This window comes from Arthrobacter sp. JCM 19049 (assembly GCF_001310435.1).
On record NZ_BAXF01000002.1, the window covers coordinates 1 to 15,505 of the forward strand.

24 protein-coding genes are annotated in these 15,505 nt (G+C 62.9%); 23 read left to right on the forward strand and 1 reads right to left on the reverse strand.

The window, feature by feature from the left end:
* The 10 genes from JCM19049_RS00220 to JCM19049_RS00265 all read left to right on the forward strand — a co-directional run.
* Positions 1-255, forward strand: a 255-nt coding sequence (locus tag JCM19049_RS00220) for a hypothetical protein (protein WP_279402086.1), incomplete at its 5' end; no start/stop codon positions are given.
* Entirely contained in the window at positions 249-599 is a 351-nt protein-coding gene (locus JCM19049_RS00225; RefSeq protein WP_054820410.1) for a WhiB family transcriptional regulator, read from the forward strand. The genes JCM19049_RS00220 and JCM19049_RS00225, both read left to right, overlap by 7 nt.
* A gap of 12 nt (positions 600-611) precedes the next feature.
* Positions 612-1,889, forward strand: a complete 1,278-nt coding sequence (locus JCM19049_RS00230; RefSeq protein WP_054820411.1) for a DNA polymerase III subunit beta — start codon at positions 612-614, stop codon at positions 1,887-1,889.
* A 51-nt stretch (positions 1,890-1,940) separates the two neighbouring features.
* Positions 1,941-2,705, forward strand: coding sequence for a Rha family transcriptional regulator (locus JCM19049_RS00235; protein ID WP_054820412.1), 765 nt, complete (start codon positions 1,941-1,943; stop codon positions 2,703-2,705).
* Between the two features lie 40 nt (positions 2,706-2,745).
* Complete coding sequence (locus JCM19049_RS00240) at positions 2,746-3,165, forward strand: glutaredoxin family protein (protein ID WP_054820413.1); 420 nt, start codon at positions 2,746-2,748, stop codon at positions 3,163-3,165.
* A complete protein-coding gene (locus JCM19049_RS00245; protein WP_054820414.1) occupies positions 3,162-3,461 on the forward strand; it encodes a hypothetical protein in 300 nt (99 codons plus the stop codon). Before JCM19049_RS00240 ends, JCM19049_RS00245 begins: the two co-directional genes overlap by 4 nt.
* Positions 3,458-3,655, forward strand: a complete 198-nt coding sequence (locus JCM19049_RS00250; RefSeq protein ID WP_054820415.1) for a hypothetical protein — start codon at positions 3,458-3,460, stop codon at positions 3,653-3,655. Before JCM19049_RS00245 ends, JCM19049_RS00250 begins: the two co-directional genes overlap by 4 nt.
* Complete coding sequence (locus JCM19049_RS00255) at positions 3,652-4,545, forward strand: hypothetical protein (protein WP_054820416.1); 894 nt, start codon at positions 3,652-3,654, stop codon at positions 4,543-4,545. Before JCM19049_RS00250 ends, JCM19049_RS00255 begins: the two co-directional genes overlap by 4 nt.
* 133 nt (positions 4,546-4,678) lie before the next feature.
* Complete coding sequence (locus tag JCM19049_RS00260; RefSeq protein WP_054820417.1) at positions 4,679-5,080, forward strand: hypothetical protein; 402 nt, start codon at positions 4,679-4,681, stop codon at positions 5,078-5,080.
* A 146-nt stretch (positions 5,081-5,226) separates the two neighbouring features.
* A complete protein-coding gene (locus JCM19049_RS00265) occupies positions 5,227-5,475 on the forward strand; it encodes a hypothetical protein (RefSeq protein ID WP_054820418.1) in 249 nt (82 codons plus the stop codon).
* A gap of 193 nt (positions 5,476-5,668) precedes the next feature.
* Here the strand turns inward: JCM19049_RS00265 and JCM19049_RS17455 are convergent, their stop codons facing one another.
* Entirely contained in the window at positions 5,669-6,223 is a 555-nt protein-coding gene (locus tag JCM19049_RS17455) for a hypothetical protein (protein ID WP_279402087.1), read from the reverse strand.
* 659 nt (positions 6,224-6,882) lie between these two features.
* Between JCM19049_RS17455 and JCM19049_RS00275 the strand changes: the two genes are divergently transcribed.
* The 13 genes from JCM19049_RS00275 to JCM19049_RS00325 all read left to right on the forward strand — a co-directional run bounded on the left by JCM19049_RS00275 (position 6,883) and on the right by JCM19049_RS00325 (position 15,500).
* Complete coding sequence (locus JCM19049_RS00275; RefSeq protein ID WP_279402088.1) at positions 6,883-7,236, forward strand: VRR-NUC domain-containing protein; 354 nt, start codon at positions 6,883-6,885, stop codon at positions 7,234-7,236.
* Between the two features lie 37 nt (positions 7,237-7,273).
* Positions 7,274-7,921 (forward strand): hypothetical protein, encoded by a 648-nt coding sequence (locus JCM19049_RS00280; RefSeq protein ID WP_054820421.1) that lies wholly within the window; start codon positions 7,274-7,276, stop codon positions 7,919-7,921.
* A gap of 179 nt (positions 7,922-8,100) precedes the next feature.
* Positions 8,101-8,403, forward strand: coding sequence for an HNH endonuclease signature motif containing protein (locus JCM19049_RS17460; protein WP_279402089.1), 303 nt, complete (start codon positions 8,101-8,103; stop codon positions 8,401-8,403).
* A gap of 233 nt (positions 8,404-8,636) precedes the next feature.
* Positions 8,637-9,194 carry a hypothetical protein gene (locus tag JCM19049_RS00285; protein WP_054820422.1) on the forward strand — a complete coding sequence of 186 codons (558 nt, stop codon included), beginning with the start codon at positions 8,637-8,639 and terminating at the stop codon, positions 9,192-9,194.
* 44 nt (positions 9,195-9,238) lie between these two features.
* A complete protein-coding gene (locus JCM19049_RS00290; protein WP_279402090.1) occupies positions 9,239-9,688 on the forward strand; it encodes a hypothetical protein in 450 nt (149 codons plus the stop codon).
* A 28-nt stretch (positions 9,689-9,716) separates the two neighbouring features.
* The gene (locus JCM19049_RS00295) at positions 9,717-10,037 is read left to right on the forward strand and encodes a hypothetical protein (protein ID WP_054820424.1); all 321 of its coding nucleotides are present in this window, start codon (positions 9,717-9,719) and stop codon (positions 10,035-10,037) included.
* A gap of 13 nt (positions 10,038-10,050) precedes the next feature.
* A complete protein-coding gene (locus tag JCM19049_RS00300; protein ID WP_054820425.1) occupies positions 10,051-10,470 on the forward strand; it encodes a hypothetical protein in 420 nt (139 codons plus the stop codon).
* Positions 10,471-10,560: 90 nt separating this feature from the next.
* Positions 10,561-11,865 carry a hypothetical protein gene (locus tag JCM19049_RS00305; RefSeq protein ID WP_054820426.1) on the forward strand — a complete coding sequence of 435 codons (1,305 nt, stop codon included), beginning with the start codon at positions 10,561-10,563 and terminating at the stop codon, positions 11,863-11,865.
* A gap of 176 nt (positions 11,866-12,041) precedes the next feature.
* On the forward strand, positions 12,042-13,475 hold the full coding sequence (locus JCM19049_RS00310) for a hypothetical protein (protein WP_054820427.1): 1,434 nt from the start codon (positions 12,042-12,044) through the stop codon (positions 13,473-13,475).
* Complete coding sequence (locus JCM19049_RS17465; RefSeq protein WP_279402091.1) at positions 13,463-13,609, forward strand: hypothetical protein; 147 nt, start codon at positions 13,463-13,465, stop codon at positions 13,607-13,609. Before JCM19049_RS00310 ends, JCM19049_RS17465 begins: the two co-directional genes overlap by 13 nt.
* 56 nt (positions 13,610-13,665) lie before the next feature.
* Complete coding sequence (locus JCM19049_RS00315; protein WP_279402092.1) at positions 13,666-14,457, forward strand: hypothetical protein; 792 nt, start codon at positions 13,666-13,668, stop codon at positions 14,455-14,457.
* Complete coding sequence (locus JCM19049_RS00320; protein WP_054820429.1) at positions 14,418-15,101, forward strand: hypothetical protein; 684 nt, start codon at positions 14,418-14,420, stop codon at positions 15,099-15,101. Before JCM19049_RS00315 ends, JCM19049_RS00320 begins: the two co-directional genes overlap by 40 nt.
* A gap of 12 nt (positions 15,102-15,113) precedes the next feature.
* Positions 15,114-15,500 carry a hypothetical protein gene (locus JCM19049_RS00325; protein WP_054820430.1) on the forward strand — a complete coding sequence of 129 codons (387 nt, stop codon included), beginning with the start codon at positions 15,114-15,116 and terminating at the stop codon, positions 15,498-15,500.
* Positions 15,501-15,505 lie beyond the last annotated feature (5 nt).

Consider the following 15,505-nt stretch of genomic DNA (forward strand, 5'->3'; position numbering starts at 1 on the left):
GTGGCGTGGCCGCGGGCGACGGTGCGGCCGGTGCCGGGGCTGGCGCCGGGCGAGAAGACCTGGTGTGTGAAGATCTGGCATCAGCCGGGAGTGCCGGTGCGGGTGTCCGGCCTGTGGGTGACGTTCAGCAGCAACGACCGTGAGGAAGCGTTCGAGTGGGCGCGGAGGACGGTGGCGGAGTTCCGGCAGGTAAAAGAGTTCGGCCGGTCCGGGTTCCTGGGGTGCCGCGAAAAGCCGTGGAGCCCGCAATGGTAGCCCAGCGCAGTAGTGCCAGCACGGTGCGTCAGGCTCCTGACCCGGTCCGTAAGTCCGAGAACTGGCAGGCCCAGGCGGCGTGCAAGAACTGGGATTTCAAGAAGCACGGTGACCCGTTCTTCCCGGTTGGTGCTGCGGACAGTGAAGCCGACCCGGCCCGGAAGATCTGCGCGGCCTGCCCGGTGCGGGCCGCTTGCCTGGATGCGGCCATGCAGCACACGGACTCGATCCGTCACGGCGTGTACGGCGGAACCACCGGCGATGAGCGGTGGTCGGAGTACCGGAGGCGCCAGCGGCATAAGCAGAAGATCAGAAAAATGCGCGAGAAGCGCCAAGCAGCTTAGGAAGGACGAACCATGACCACCACCCCAGTACCGGTAGCCGGCGCCAGAGCCGCCGATGCGTGGATTTTCCCGGAGGCCTCGCTGGAGGCCGAGTTCGGTGACCTGCTGCGCTTGTTGCGCCTGGTGCGCCCGGTTGGCCGCACGCCGTCGCCGATGAACCGGCGGGTAGTGCTGAGCTTCCAGGGTGACAAGTATTTGAGCGCCACCACCTGGGATTACGAGGTGCGCCGCCAGGTGCATGTCGGCACCCAGCAACCGTCGCCGATACACGGTTTCATCTTGCCGGCACGCCCCCTTGAGGACGCTGTCCGGCTGCTGGCCAAGGGCAAGCCGAAGACGGACAAGGTGAAGATCCAGCAGACCATGGTGATGGGTCTGCCGAAGGTCTTTGTTCAGGCTGACGGGTATTCCCTGGCACTGGGCATGAACTGCGTAAGCGCGGCCACGGCTGGCGCGTGGTTCGAGGAAATCGCCTTTCGCGAGGCTGAGGGGCAGGGCCGTGTGCAGGCCACTTGGGCCGCTGCCGACCTGCTGCGGTTGATGGGCAGCGTGAAGCACGCCATCGGCAAAGATGACACCACGCCTGTTCTCTGCGCCGCGCAGATCCTCTGGGATTCCGGGCGGCTGCGGATTCTGGCCACTGACCGCTACCGGCTGGCCCGCGCCACCCTTGGCCGCACCTCTACCGACAGCAAGACCAGCGGTCAGAAGTTTGAGCGGCTCCTGCCGTTGAAGGTGTGGAACCTGATCGCACCGATCATCAAGGACGAGGACGAGCTGCGCATCACCGCCTCAGATGACGACGGCCCGCTGCTGAGCATCACGGGCGAGAACTGCGCGATCGACGTCCTGTGCCACAACGGGACGTACCCGAAAATCAACGAGCTGTTCCATGGCCAAAGGGTGCACGCCAAGCTTTCCCGCAAGGAACTGCTGCGCGCCACCACCATCCTGCAGGGCATGGCCGAACCCAGAACACCCATCGTGTTGCACCGGGTCGAGGGTGGGATGCAGGCCGCCAGCGAGGGATACGACGGCGACCGCAGCAAGTCCCCGGTGATGCAGGTCAGCGGCCACGAGTTCATTGGCACCGCGCTCAATCCCCATTTCTTGCAGGAGACCCTGGCCGCGCTGCCCGGTGAACAGGTGCGGATCTCGTGGCTCGTGGAGCGCGGCCCCACGAAGCCGGTCATGCTCACGAACGGGGACGCCCCGCTGGATGAGCAGGAGACCGAGTACCTGGTCATGCCGGTCCGGATGCCGGCGGATCCCGTGGAGAAGTGCTCTTAGAACCTTGTACCCCAGAAAACAAACTCAAAGCTTTGTAAAGGAGGAGTAAAGATGTTCCCAAGCATCCAGAACCCGGCGGGCCTCGTTGAGCATAACGGTTTCGGGCTGGTGGTGTCCTCGGTGACCGTTGCTGAGGGCACCGGAAACCAGCACAAGAGCGTCATCCGCCTGATCCGTGATAACCGCACCGATTTCGAGGACTTCGGAAGGGTGCGTTTTGAAAACGCACCCTTGCAAACCGCCGGCGGCGTCCAGCAGCGTGAGGTGGCGCAGCTGAACGAACAGCAGGCCACTCTGCTCATGACGTACCTGCGCAACAGCGATCAGGTTCGTGCCTTCAAGAAGGCGTTGGTGAAGGCGTTCTATGAGATGGCGCAGCAACTGGCGAAGCCGGCCCAGGCGGAGATGTCCCGCATGGAGATCCTGCAGCTGGCCATGCAGGCCGAGCAGGAGCGCGCCGCACTGGCCGCGAAGGTGGAGCAGGACGCGCCGAAGGTCGAATATGTGAACACGTTCGTCGCTGATGAAGACCTGGTCACGGTCCGCACGATCGCTTCGGGCTTGAACATTGGCGAGGCTGAGCTGCGCGAACTGCTCGTGGCTAAGAAGTGGATCTACCGCCAGACCGCTACCCGCTGGTCGAACAAGGCCAACGGCCTGGTGAGCATTCACCGGTACAGCGCGTTCGCGGACAAGAAGCCCTATTTCCAGGCCGTGATGAATCACGAGGCCCCACGGTTCAAGGGCGAAGTCATGCACACCCTGAAAGTCACCCCGGCCGCGCCGCAGCAATCGCACGCCTGGTCACGGGCTTGAGAAAGGCAAGAGCAATCATGAGCGAAATGGAGTCAGCCTGATGAGCACCCAGCAGGCCTCGGCCGAGTGCCGGGAGAACAAGCACCCGTACTGCCAGGGCAAGGCGTGGGACGCGGCCGCGGATGAGCTGGCCAGCTGCCTGTGTGACTGCCATGTGGGCGAGGAATCGCAGGTGCAGCCACCCCACGTGACGGTCTACGTGAAGACCGGCCACTGCAATCAGTGCGATAACACGCTGCGGAAGCTGAAGGCCATGGGTGTCGCTTTCCAGGTGAAGACCGTGGACCCGGAGCAGGACCGCGCCTACGTGGACGAACTGCGGTTCCTCGCCAAGCAGCTGGGCGTGGCCCCCAGCATGCCGTACGTGGAGGTCGTGGCCGCAACCCCGGACGAGTCCACGTCCTGGTTCGGGTTCCGTCCCGACAAGTTGGAAGTACTGAAGAAAGAAGCAGCAGCATGAGCAACACCGAGAACATCAGCGTCATCAATCTGGGTGAGGACGGTGACCAGTGGATGGTCACGGGCACCTCGGACGCGCACAGCGCCGACGAAGCAGTGCGCAATTGGTTCGAGCGCGAGACCGGGGAAACCTTGGAAGCCAGTTTCCTCGCCGATGACCTGATCGAGCTGAACATCGAGTACCGCACGGACTGGTGCTGGCTGGCGGGTGGAACCGAACCCCACGGGGAAGAGGACCGGCTCGTCATTGGCTCGGCCTGGGGCAAGTGCTTCGCCGGATTCGTGGTGCAGGCATGAGCATCTTCACCCTGATCGCACTGTTCATCATCGTCTGGTTCCTGGCCGCTCTCGGCCTGGCCTTCCTGCTTGGCCGCTACTTCAAGCAGCTGAAGCGGAAGATCGACGATCTGCACTCCCTGCAGCAGACCACGCGCTCTGAGCTGCAGGGCCGAACCCAGTACAACATCTTCGAGCAAGGAGGCCGACCATGACTGATCGTCTCAACCCGGAAGCGCTCGAAGCGGCGTGCGCTGGCTTCTATAACGACCCTATGGGCCTGACCAACTGGCAAAGGTTGTGCTCCGCAGACCCGGCCCTCGCTGACAAATACCGGGCCGGGATGAATGCCGCCGTGACCGCTTACCTGGCCGCCTTGCCTGCGCCCCGCCCCGTCACCAATCCGCTGACCGTCCCGCACCGAATCACAACCGGTGCTGTGTCGGATGTAGGCAACATGGGGGTGCCAACACCCGACACAGTGCCCCGCACCATCACCACCGTGGAGGGGCTGGAAGCGCTGCCGGAGGGGACAATCCTTAGGGACTATGCCGGTCTCGCATTGCATAAGCGCCCCACCGGCACCTGGTGGTGCACCAATGGGACGACAGGGCTCACCGACGTCGACCTGGCCGACGAAATCGAGGGCACCAAGTTCTGGTACACGGTCCTCTGGGTGCCCCCGGAAGGCGGCGGGACCACCATCCTGGCACTACTCAACGAGCATCGACAGCGTCATAGTATCCGTGACGGGAGGACGCACTGCGCTTGTGGGTGGAAGAGCGGCCCGCGCGTTATGGGAGCAAAACCTCACAGCGCCTCTAGCGTTATGGAGCCAGATTCCTACGGCGCACACTTGGCCGGGTTGTTAGAAGCCCACCAGCACGAGCGGGAAGCTAAGGCGAAAGCTGAAGCGCTCGAAGAAGCGGCGAGTGACAGCCATATGGGCCTGTGGTGCACGGATGGAACGCTTCTGGCATTGCATCATGGCTTCGTGCCCGTGCCGAGCAGATCCGCGAGACCTCGTGATGCCTGTTCATCTGTTCCTGGCGCTCCATGCGCTGCATTGGCTTCATTCCTGGCTCTAGAAAGGCCAACACCATGACCCAGAATCTCAGGGCGTTGAGAACCGCCCGCACGATCGCTAAGGCCGCGGACTACGCGCACAGGCGGCCAGAGCGGAGAACACCGGCCAGCCCCGCCTTGCACGCCTTTACCGTCAGGCAGCAGGCCGCGAGATGACCGAGGCCCTGCAGCAGATCCGCAAGGGCAGGATCAACCACAACCCGTTGCGAGCTTTCCACTACCTTGCGCAGGACATGGAGCAAGCTGCCAAGACAGCGTTCGGTCCCTTTGTCGCGGCCATGAAGGCATTACAGGGGCAGCTGGGCAACGCCGCAAACACGAAAAGTTACTACCGCAAAGGCGACTACGCGTTGGCCGGCCCCGCCGGGTGGTTGCGGAGTCCGCGCCTTCCCGCAGTGGAGGTGCTTGCTACTGGGGCGGTGCGTCGGGCAAAAGTCCGATTCACCTGTTTGATGTGGTCTCCCTGTCTGGGACGCCGACGCGAATCATTTACTTGGAGGACAGATGATCAGGCTTTACCGGGCCGCCTGCGAGTTCCTGGAAGCGTTCGCTGAGAACTTGCGTAGCGAGCAGGAGCCGGGCCGGGAGGGGCGACCTCGCTCGTTGAGAATGCAGGACAGTACGAGCCCAACGAAACTCACCGGCACTTTCGTGAACCGGAGTGGGAAGACCGCACAAGAATCGGATTTAGGAGCACCAAATGAACCTCACCGCACAACAACTCAACGGCACGCACCTCGGAAGAATCGTGACCGTACACCACCACCAGGGAACCTACACGGGAGAACTCGACCGCGTGGAACACCACCGCGAAACCGAAAGCATTGGCCACTACCAGACAGCCACCGACAAGTGGGTGACCCTGTGCGTCGGAGTAGCCGAAATAGGACACGTGCCCATCAACACCCCAATCACCATGCAGGCTCCTGTCGAACAGGCATCCGGATAGAGACTGCGCTCGCCGTGGTGGCGGGGTGGCGATGAATTGTTGGGATCGATAGATCGGAAAATGAATGTCCTGGTTGAAGCAGTCGGATGCGGCGGCGAATCATCCGCTGGTGCTGCGCATCTTGGAGATGGAGGACTACGATGACCGCCTGCTCAATGAGGTGTATGGGTGGATCAATCGGTGCGCTACCCAGTCAGCCGCCCACGATATGGACTACATCGTAGAGATCGGCACGGCCCGGAGCCTGGCTGGGTCCAGGTATGAGCCGCTGAAAGCCGCGGCCCTGCATTGCGGGATTTTCTTTGAGAAGGAGATCCAGGAAGATCTCAAGGACGACGAGGGCAACGTGCTGGGCACGCGCCCCCGCCGTGTATTGAAGCTTGTGGAGGAAAAGGACCTCTTCCACATGATTCTGAAGTCGGAGAAGGAGTGGGAGCAGCAGCGCCAGTACGACAATCGGAACCCGGAGCGTTCCGGCCCTGTCCGGCTGCGTGACGGGGACGAGTGCCGTTGGTGCGGCAGGCTCACCCGGTGGGATGCTGACCGAAAGTCCGGGCGGATGGGGACCATTGATCATTTGAAGCCCGGGGATAAGAATTCGACGACGAAGGATCGGGTTGTGGCGTGTAAGAGCTGCAACTCGGCTAGACAGGAAGGTGATAACTGGGACAAGAAGCTCAGACCAGTGCCAACGAATCCGTACTATGGTGCGGATACCGCGAAATGGTTGTTCGAGAAGTGTGGCCATCGAGTCACACCGACTGAGCAGCGCAAGGAAACCAAGACTCCCGCCCCGCTTCCGGCGGCAGACGAGCCCCAGGCTGTTGAACCTCCCACAAGCGTTGAGGATCCGGCCAAGGAAGGCGCTACGGCTCATCCCGGCGCCGCCCCGTCGCCCGCTACGGCACAAGCAGCGCCGGTCGAGTCCCCTGGAGCTACGGCCACACCGGCCCAGGGCATCAGATCCCACTCGGATCTGACAGCGTTTCCCACCATCGAATCATTCGATGACGAGCCCCAGGCTGTTGAACCTCCCAAATGCGTTGAGGCTCCAGCTGCACGCCGCGCCACGGCACCCGCCGGAGCGCCGAGCGAGGGCACGAACGGCAAGACGCCGGCGAACAGGCATTCATCAGGAGATCCCGAACCAGGGCAGGCTACGGCACCTACCGGCCGCCCCGGCGAACGGTCGAACTCCGGGCAGGATCAAACGCCGATCAAACGCCGATCAAATGAAAACCAACTGAAAACCCGTAATGACAGCTATGGCAGATCTGGGTTTGCCGGGTCGGGTCGGGACGGGACGGGCCGGGCTGGGTCTCGCGATCCTGAGGCTGGGAGTACTTCTGGTGTTCCTCGTCCTGCTGGGCCTGGCCGTAAGCGCAGACGGAATAGACCTAGGAAGAGATGACTGTGAAAACCAAGAAAGATGTTCATCCTGTTTTGCAGTGGGATGAGAGGACGTTCCAGAAGATGGTGGTCGATGCTGCCCGTCTACTGGGGTATCGGCAGATTTACCACACCCAAAATTCGAAGCGCAGCCAGCCTGGTTTCCCTGACCTGGTGCTGGTGAGTGCCGCCAGGAAGAGGACGCTGTTCGTGGAGCTGAAGACGATGACGGGGAAGGTGAGTCCGCATCAGGAGGAATGGATCGCTGCGTTGCGTGAAGCTGGCCAGGAGGCGGTGATCCTGCGCCCTTCGGATTGGAGGAGCCGCCGGGTGCACGCACTCTTGTCGGGTGAGGAGGTGCTCTGTGCCTGAGTGCAGTAATGAGCCTGGCTGCGGTTGCTGGGGACATGTGCAGGAGTTGTATGCGGCGGGTGCGGGGGTTGTTGATCCGTTCTTGTTCAAGCGGACGATGATCTGGCGGTTCCGGGATCAGTTGGTGTCGCAGACTCCGAAGATTGAGAAGACACAGGATGGCCCGAAGGTGGTGACGGTGCCGCCGCTGCTGTTGGAGTTGAAGCAGGAGGTGAAGCCTTCAGGTGAGCGGTCATCGGGGCGTTCGGGTAGTGGCCCGGGTGTTCCGATTGCTGCAGCTGCTTTGGATCTGTGGCAGGAGATCAGCCAGGGCATTCACGATCAGTGTTGGCTGGTGTTCGACCGTACTGGTGATCCGATCCCTGAGAAGGAAGCGGAGAAGCTCAGGTACTGGGTGGATGCGCTGGGCAATGATGAGCAGTGGATCAACGAGGCGTACCGGACGCTGGGCTACTGGGTGTCTGAGATTGAGCGGCTGTTCGATCCTCCGGTCGTGGTTGAGCTTGGCCGCGCTTGCCCTGCCTGTCACACGAATGAGGTGCGCGAGCAGGTGGACGGGGAGACTGTGGTCAACCGTGCGGTGATCGCCACGATCAGGCTGAGGCGTCACCCTCGGTACTGGTGGAGTGCAAGGGGTGCGGCGCCACGTGGCAGGGTGAGAGCATCCACGTGCTGGAGGAGCTGACCCGCCCACAGCAGCAGGAGTAGGACACGCGGGTGGCCAGTGTGACAGGAAGGGCGTGTTGCCTGTATCCTGAAACCACTTACCACTCGTGTATCCAAAAGCGAGTTGATACTAGTGAAGGGCCGGCCGTGATGGTTGGCCCTTCACTGCGTTAACGACCAGGTTGCGGAGGTGTCAGCGTGGCCACGTCGCGCACTGGCACCGCACGGTGGAAGAAGCTAGTGGCGTCTGCCAGATGGCTGGCCCAGCAGGCCGGGCAGGAGCGTTGCCCGTACTGCGGTGTGGTGTTGGATTACGTGACCTCGAAATTGCCCAACAGTGCTGAAGGGGATCACGTTGTTCCCCATGCGTCCGGTGGTGCTGATGTGATTGAGAACATCGAAATCATCTGTCGTCGATGCAATCAGTCAAAGGGAAATCGTCCTCAACCACGCACGATCGTGCACGCCGCGCCGCTTCGCAACAGCGGTCGCTGGTCCTGACAGTAGCCCCAGGGAGGATCCCCTCCCGCCCCTTGTTTCCTCGCACCACCGTGCATTGCGCCATATCCCCCCGGCTCCCTCTGACGCGGGGCTTTGCGAGAAAAGCGTAGCTGACTAGGGGTTTTACTAATTGTTTTGACAGGCTTAGTTTTCGTAGGGTTTTCGGCCCCGAAAAGGCCCAAACTTCCGCATGATTCCGGGGTTTTTCGCGTTACACGCGGTAGAATAGAAGCATGAGGATTTGCGAGAACTGCCCCAAGCGGCTGCCGGCATGGCGCCGGGCCGGGACGCGGTTCTGCTCTGGCCGCTGCCGGGTCTCCTCGCACCGCGCAGGAAAGAAGCTGCCCACCGATCTGCGGCACCGCGACAACTGGGTGCGCCACGACGAACGCAAACGCCCCCTGGGTGTATGCGGCCAGCTCGCCCGAGTCAACGAATCACGCGCCTGGGTCAGCCACCAGCGCGCTGTAGCGTCCACCGTGGGCGTCGGAGTCGGATTCGTCCTCGACGGCTCAGGCATCGGCGTCATAGACCTGGACGACGCGATCACGGATGACGGCAACCTTGCCCTCTGGGCCGCCGAAATACTCGCCGCCAACCGCGGCACCTACGTCGAACTCTCCCGATCAGGCCGTGGCCTGCACATCTGGGGATACCTCGACCACCAACCCGGCCGCCGCATCCGAGACGGCCGGAACATTGAGATCTACTCAACCGGCCGATACATCGCCATGGGCAAGCCCTACCGAGGATCAGGCTCGAAACTCAAACCACTACGCACCCCCGCCTAGCCAGCAGCACCACTTGCCGCGCTCGCCGAGGGTAGGAGGAAAGCATGGTTGCTCGCATGATCGGGTCTGCGTTGCAGATTTCTGGGGCATCGGCAGATTTCATTAGGGGGCTCAGGCGCACACGGGCGCATCTTCAGAAGCTTGTTCCAGCGCACTTTAGGGAGGGGCCGCTGCACGTCATTACCGGCGCTCGGCAGGAGGGGAAGACCTTCCTGGCCATTCAGTGGCTCACCGAGGCCCCGGAGGGTGTTGAGCGCGTTTTGGTGGTACCCAACAACGCGGTGGCCGACGAAGTTCGACGGAGAGCCGGCATGAGTCCTCATGACCCTCACGTGATCGGTGTTCGCGCTCTGCTGCGTCAGGGGCCGCGTAGCGGCGTCCAGTACGGCATCGACGAGAGCGTGGAAATACTGACCAGTCTGCTCGGGCTGCGGGAAACTCCGCACCTGATGACCGTGCTGCACGCTGAAGAGTGGCAAGGAGAGGGGCAGTGATGGCTACCAAGACTTCAGCCGCGGACGCTTGAGCAACGCGGTAACCTCGGCGGCGTTGGGGCAACGGGTGGCGTTGGTGATGCCGGGCCGCTTAAGTGCGCTGGAGGCGCTGCGCCTGATGATTGATGCGGCGTTGGATTTGAACGTCAGCAAAATTTGCGGTGCGCATGGGGATTACCGGATCGAGTTCTCTGGCAACGGTGTCCTGCGGGTGTGCGGCGATGTGAATGAGTGCCGGGGACGGTCGGCTGATCTTGTGTATGCGCACGACGCTTTGACGCTGCAGCAGATGGGCGTGGTGACTCCGATGATCGCCACCACGGCGGGCCAGATCGTGCGGTTCCAGTAAGCGGGGTGGGCGTGTGGGCGTGTTCGCGGAGCCTCCTGGACTGGGTGAGCGCGGTTCTAGCCTGTTCCGGGCCCTGATCAAGGGCGTGACTGATTACGGTCGCTACGCGCTGCTGGTGGAGGCTGCCCGCATGGCCGACCGGCTGGACGAGCTGGACAACATCATTCAGGGCAAGGGCGTGCTGAACCTGATGCAGTTCCGCGTACTCGACAAGGAAATTAACCCGGACCATGAAGAGCTGAACATCAACGTCGAAGTGAAGTTCCAGAACGTCCTGAGCGAAGCCCGACAGCAGCAGAACACGTTCCGGCAGATGATCACGGACTTGTCCCGGGGCGGTGAAGCTAAGACCGACGAGGCACCTGCGCCGGCAGCGGCAGCGGAAACGACGGTTGATGATGAGTTGGAGGCCGCCGGCGGGCTCGGGAGATGAGACGCTCCGGATAGTGACCTGAACGGGTGATGGCGTGCTTTATGGTTCCCAGATCCCCAGGTACAACACCACCCGGAGCCGGCAGGGTTCTTGGATGATCATGGTGAGGACGCTGTCTGGCTTGCCGCCAAGTACGGCCTGATCGCGGACCCTTGGCAGGAGACGGTCTGCAAGTCGTGGCTGCGCACTGGCGAGGATTCCCGCCGGGTCTGCGCGGTGGGCGGGGTGACGGTGGCCCGCCAGAACGGCAAGAACGGGTCTCTGGAGATCGTCCAGCTGTACGGGACGACGCGGCTGGGATTGAAGTTCCTGCATACCGCCCACGAGGTCAAGACCGCGCAGAAGGCGTTCGCTCGGCTCAAGCATTTCTTCGGTGAGAAGAAGGATGACCCGAACGCACTGTTCCCGGACTTGAACGCGAAGGTCAAGCTGGTCCGGAATGTCAACGGCCAGGAAGCGATCTTCTTGAAGAACGGCGGCTCGATTGAGTTTGTCGCCCGTTCGAAGAACTCGGGCCGTGGCTTCACCGCTGACGTGCTGGTGTTGGACGAGGCGCAGGACTTGGCTGAGGAGCAGCTGCAGGCGCTGCTGCCGGCTATCTCGGCCGCCCCGCAGGGTGACCCGCTGACGATCTACATGGGCACCCCGCCCTCGACCCAGGAACTGGCCAAGGGCAACGGCCTGCCGTTCCTGCGGGTGCGTAACAGCGCGCTGAAGGGCAACGAGAAGGCCGCCTGGGTGGAGTTCGGGGCGCCGGGGTTCGTGGAGGACATGACCCCGGAGGAGCTGCGCGTGTTCGTGCGGCAGAAGAAGCACCACGCCGCCGGGAACCCGGCCTATAACCGCCGCATCCTGCCTTCCACTGTGGAGGGTGAGCTGTCCCAGTTCTCCCCGGAGTCTTTCGCCCGTGAGCGGCTGAACATGTGGCCGAAGGCTTCGGAGCATGTTTCAGCGATCCCGATGGAACGCTGGACCCTGCTGGGCCAGCGGGAACCGGAAGCGGCCGAGGCAGACCGGTGGCAGACCGCGGCGTTTGGGGTGGACATGAACCTGGAACGCAGCAAGGTGTCGATCACCGTCTCGTCGTTCCCGCAGGATGTGGACAAGGTCATCTTGGAGATGGCGGCCTCCGCGGACTACGACGAAGAAGGCACACCGAAACTGGTCGCCTACCTGTGGAAGTACGCCCGCCGGGTGCACCCCATCGTGATCGACGGGGAGTCGCCTGCCCGGTCCCTGGTGCCGCACCTGCGCAAGAAAAAGATGAAGGTGTACGTCCTGGGCGGCGGTGAGGTTGTCGAAGCGTCCATGGCTTCTACGACGCCGCTATGCGGGACAAGACCATCGAGCACTTTTCAGAACCGCGCCTGGACAGTTCCCTGGCCGGCGTGGTGAAGAAGTCCGTCGACAAGGCCGGCCGACAGTTCAAGTTCGTGCCCTCAGACATGACCAGACCATTCCACCGTTCATGAGCGCCATGTGCGCCCACTACGGGGCAGTGAAATTCGCTCGCCGCCGCTCTGGTGCGGACGAGGAAGAGACCGAAGGCGCATTCGGGTAGGAGGTGCTAGATGATCCGTTCACTGACCGACACGGAAGCGGAACTGCACGGCAAGATGCAGGCCGAGATCGAGTCCCGGTACCGCCGGAACAAGCTGAAGCTTGACTACTACGACATGAAGCACCGCTTGGACTTCATTGGCTTCTCCATTCCCGATGACATGAAGGAACTCGAATCGGTGTTGGGGTGGGCTGAGAAGGCCACACGCACACCGGTGGACCGGATCAACCGGGTCGGGTTCACCTCAGCGAACAAGGACGGGATCATCCAGCAGCTCAACGAGCTCGACGATGAGGTGCGTCTGGAGTACTTCGAGGCGTTCGCCCGCCTCGCCGCCGCCATGATGTCCTGCTCGTTCATGTTCTTCAGCAAGGGCGACACGTCCAAAGCTGAACCGCCGGTCGTGATTTCGGTGCGGGACGCCACCGCAGGCACCGCCCAGGTGTGCTCCCGCACTGGCCGCACCACAGCCGCCCTGGAGGTCATCAACCGGGACAACCACCTGCTGTACCTTCCAGGCCTCACCCTGAACCTGGAACGTGCTGGAATGCGCTGGGTCGTTACCGACGAATACAAGACGATCCCGCACCGGGTGGCCTGCACCGTGTACCGATGGCGTCCAGAACTGCGCCGGCCGTTCGGGTACTCCCGGATCTCCCGCGCAGTCATGGGCCACATCGACCGAGCCTGCCGCACGATCCTCCGCCAAGAAGTCAACGCCGAGTTCTACTCATCCCCACGCGGCGTCCTGCTGGACGCACACCGTGGAGCGTTCTTCACGAACAAGGGCGAACGGATCGACCCGCTGCGCGCCATCGGAGCGATCTGGGGCGTGCCCGGCAAACGCGACAACGAGACCGGTGACTGGAAGGTCCCCAAGTTCGAACAACTCGCCCAGGCGAACTTCCAACCTCACACCGAGATGATGAAGTCCATCGCCATGAACTTCCACGCCGAAACGGACATCCCACTCGGCCAGCTCGGAGTCGTACAAGACAACCCATCCTCAGCCGACGCGATCCGCGCCGCAGAACACGGCCTCATCGCCCTCTGCCGCAAGGAAATCCGCCAGTTCACCTACACCTCCAAGGACGCCGCACTGAACGTCTTGGCGCTCGCCGAGGAGGCTACAACCGAGGGTGAGCTGACGAGCCTGGTGAAGGAGATCGCCAAGGTGCGCCCGAAGTTCGGGAATCCGGCGACTCCGACCCCGAGTTCTCAAGCGGATTCTGGTTCAAAGTTTGTGGGGTCCTTCCCGGACCTTCAGGACAGTGAGCTGGCGTTGGAGCAGTACGGCCTGGAGCCGGATGACGTGGAGCGGGCGTTGGCGCACATCAAAACCAAACGCAGCACCTCGGTGCTGCAGGCGGCCCTGGACAGTGCGGCCACCAGCCGGCCCCTGTGGCCTCGGAGGCGAAGCAGTTGCACCCGTTGGAGGAGCTGAAGCTGAAGGCCGAGACGTTGGGGCAGCTCCGGCGCGCGGGTGTCACCTCCGAGTCCGCGGCCGAGCAGGTGCAGCTGGAGGGGCTGAAGTTCATGCCTGGTGCGCCGGTGACGATTCGGGCTGACGAATCATGACGACCCGAGCGCAGATGCAACAGCTTCGGGACGCGAACCGGCAGATCGTGGAGTTGGTGTCAGGTGAGTTGCAGGCGATCTTCTACTCCCTGAACCTCAACAAGCCCGAGCTGGCGCGTGACGCGCTGCTGGAGCTGTTCCCGCTGCTGGTGGACAAGTACGGGCCGCTGGCTGCCCAGGTCGCTGTCGAGTGGTACCGCGAGGTGCTGCCAGGCACGAACCCGGTGGCCGCCTCCAGCGCTTACCCGCTGGAGGCGCTGCAGAAGAAGGTGCGGTACGCGGCCGGCGACCTGTTCACGGATGACCCGTACGGCACCCTGCGCAACCTGACCGGTGCGCTGGGCAAGTACGTGCGCCAGCCTGGCCGGGACACCATCCAAATCAACGCCATGCGCGACAAGGTCGGGTGGGCGCGAGTACCGAGAGGGCCCCGAACCTGCTCGTTCTGCCTGATGCTGGCCAGCCGCTCCGGCGCCTGGCTTTACAACACCAAGGAGAAGGCCTTGTCCCGCAAGTCGGACGGCGAGGAGTACCACGGCAACTGCAACTGTGAAGCAGTCCTGGTGCGCGACGCCGACGAGATGCCCGAGGGGTTCGATCACCAAGCGCGTACGTCGCCTACACGATCGCCCGAGAAGCAACCAAAGAAGCCAACCCCACCACCGCTGAGATCACCTATCAGATACGACGTCTGTTCCCGGAGATCGTCACCGATGGTGTGGTGGCACCACTGTGAAACCTCGGCCGGCACGACGCCGGCGAGGCAGTCCGCCGTGCGATGCGGCAACCCTACTCAAAGGAGATTCCCATGCGAACCAGCAACCCGGTACACCTGCCCCACTCGATGAACCTGCCCTACTACATGACCGCGACGGACATGCAGTGCGCACGCTTCGTCGAAGGCAACAACGGCGCCGGCGGCACCGGCACTGCGACCAGCACCGACTCGAACAGCGGCACAGGCAACAACGCAGCCACCAGCCCCGCCGGCGACGGCAACAACGGGGACGGCGACGAGGTGCTGGGCGAGCCCGGCAAGAAGGCCCTCGACTCCGAACGGGCCCGCGCCAAGAAGCTCGAAAAGCAGCTGGCCGAAGCCAACAAGAAAATCCAGGACGCCGAGGACGCGAAGCTCTCCGAACTGGACCGGGAAAAGAAGCGCGCAGCCGACGCGGAAACCCGCGCCGCCGCCCTCGAAAAAGAGAATCTCCGCTTCAAGGCGCTCGCCGGCAAGAACATCCCCGAAAAGTACCACTCGCTGGTGCAAGGGGAGACCGCCGACGAACTAGAAGCCTCAGCAGCCCTGGTCGCCGAACTCCACGGCTCCCATCAGGCCGGCAACACAGGCAACAACGGCGACGGCGGATCAGGAACGCCTTCGAAGCCAAAAGTAGACCCCATCCCCGGTTCCGGAACCGGGGACGGAGAAACCAACCCGAACTCGGTGGACGCTGGCAAAGCCCTGCACCAACAGCGCCACGGAAAGAAATAGGGAGAAACCCCAATGGACATCAACGTCACCCGCAAAACCTACGGCGCAGAAGACCAGTCCTGGCTCGGCTCCGCCCACGGCACCAACGCCACCCAGACAATCACCATCGACACCAGCGGCTTCACCAAGGCCACCCACTACCCGGGCGGCTACCTCAAGTCCGGCCTGCCGCTGATGAAGAAGGGCGACGGCACCTACACCCTCTGGGCCGCAGCCGAAGAGGAAACCCCCGAGAACGTCCTCGCGGGCTTCCTCTTCACCAGCACCCGCGTCCCCACCGGTGGCGGCAAGGTCGGCGCAGCCATCCTTGAGCACGGCCGGGTCAAACTGGACAAGCTCCCCGTCACCGTCACCCCAGAAGCCCAGGCAACCGCCAGCGGCCGCATCATCTTCGCCTAAGGAGG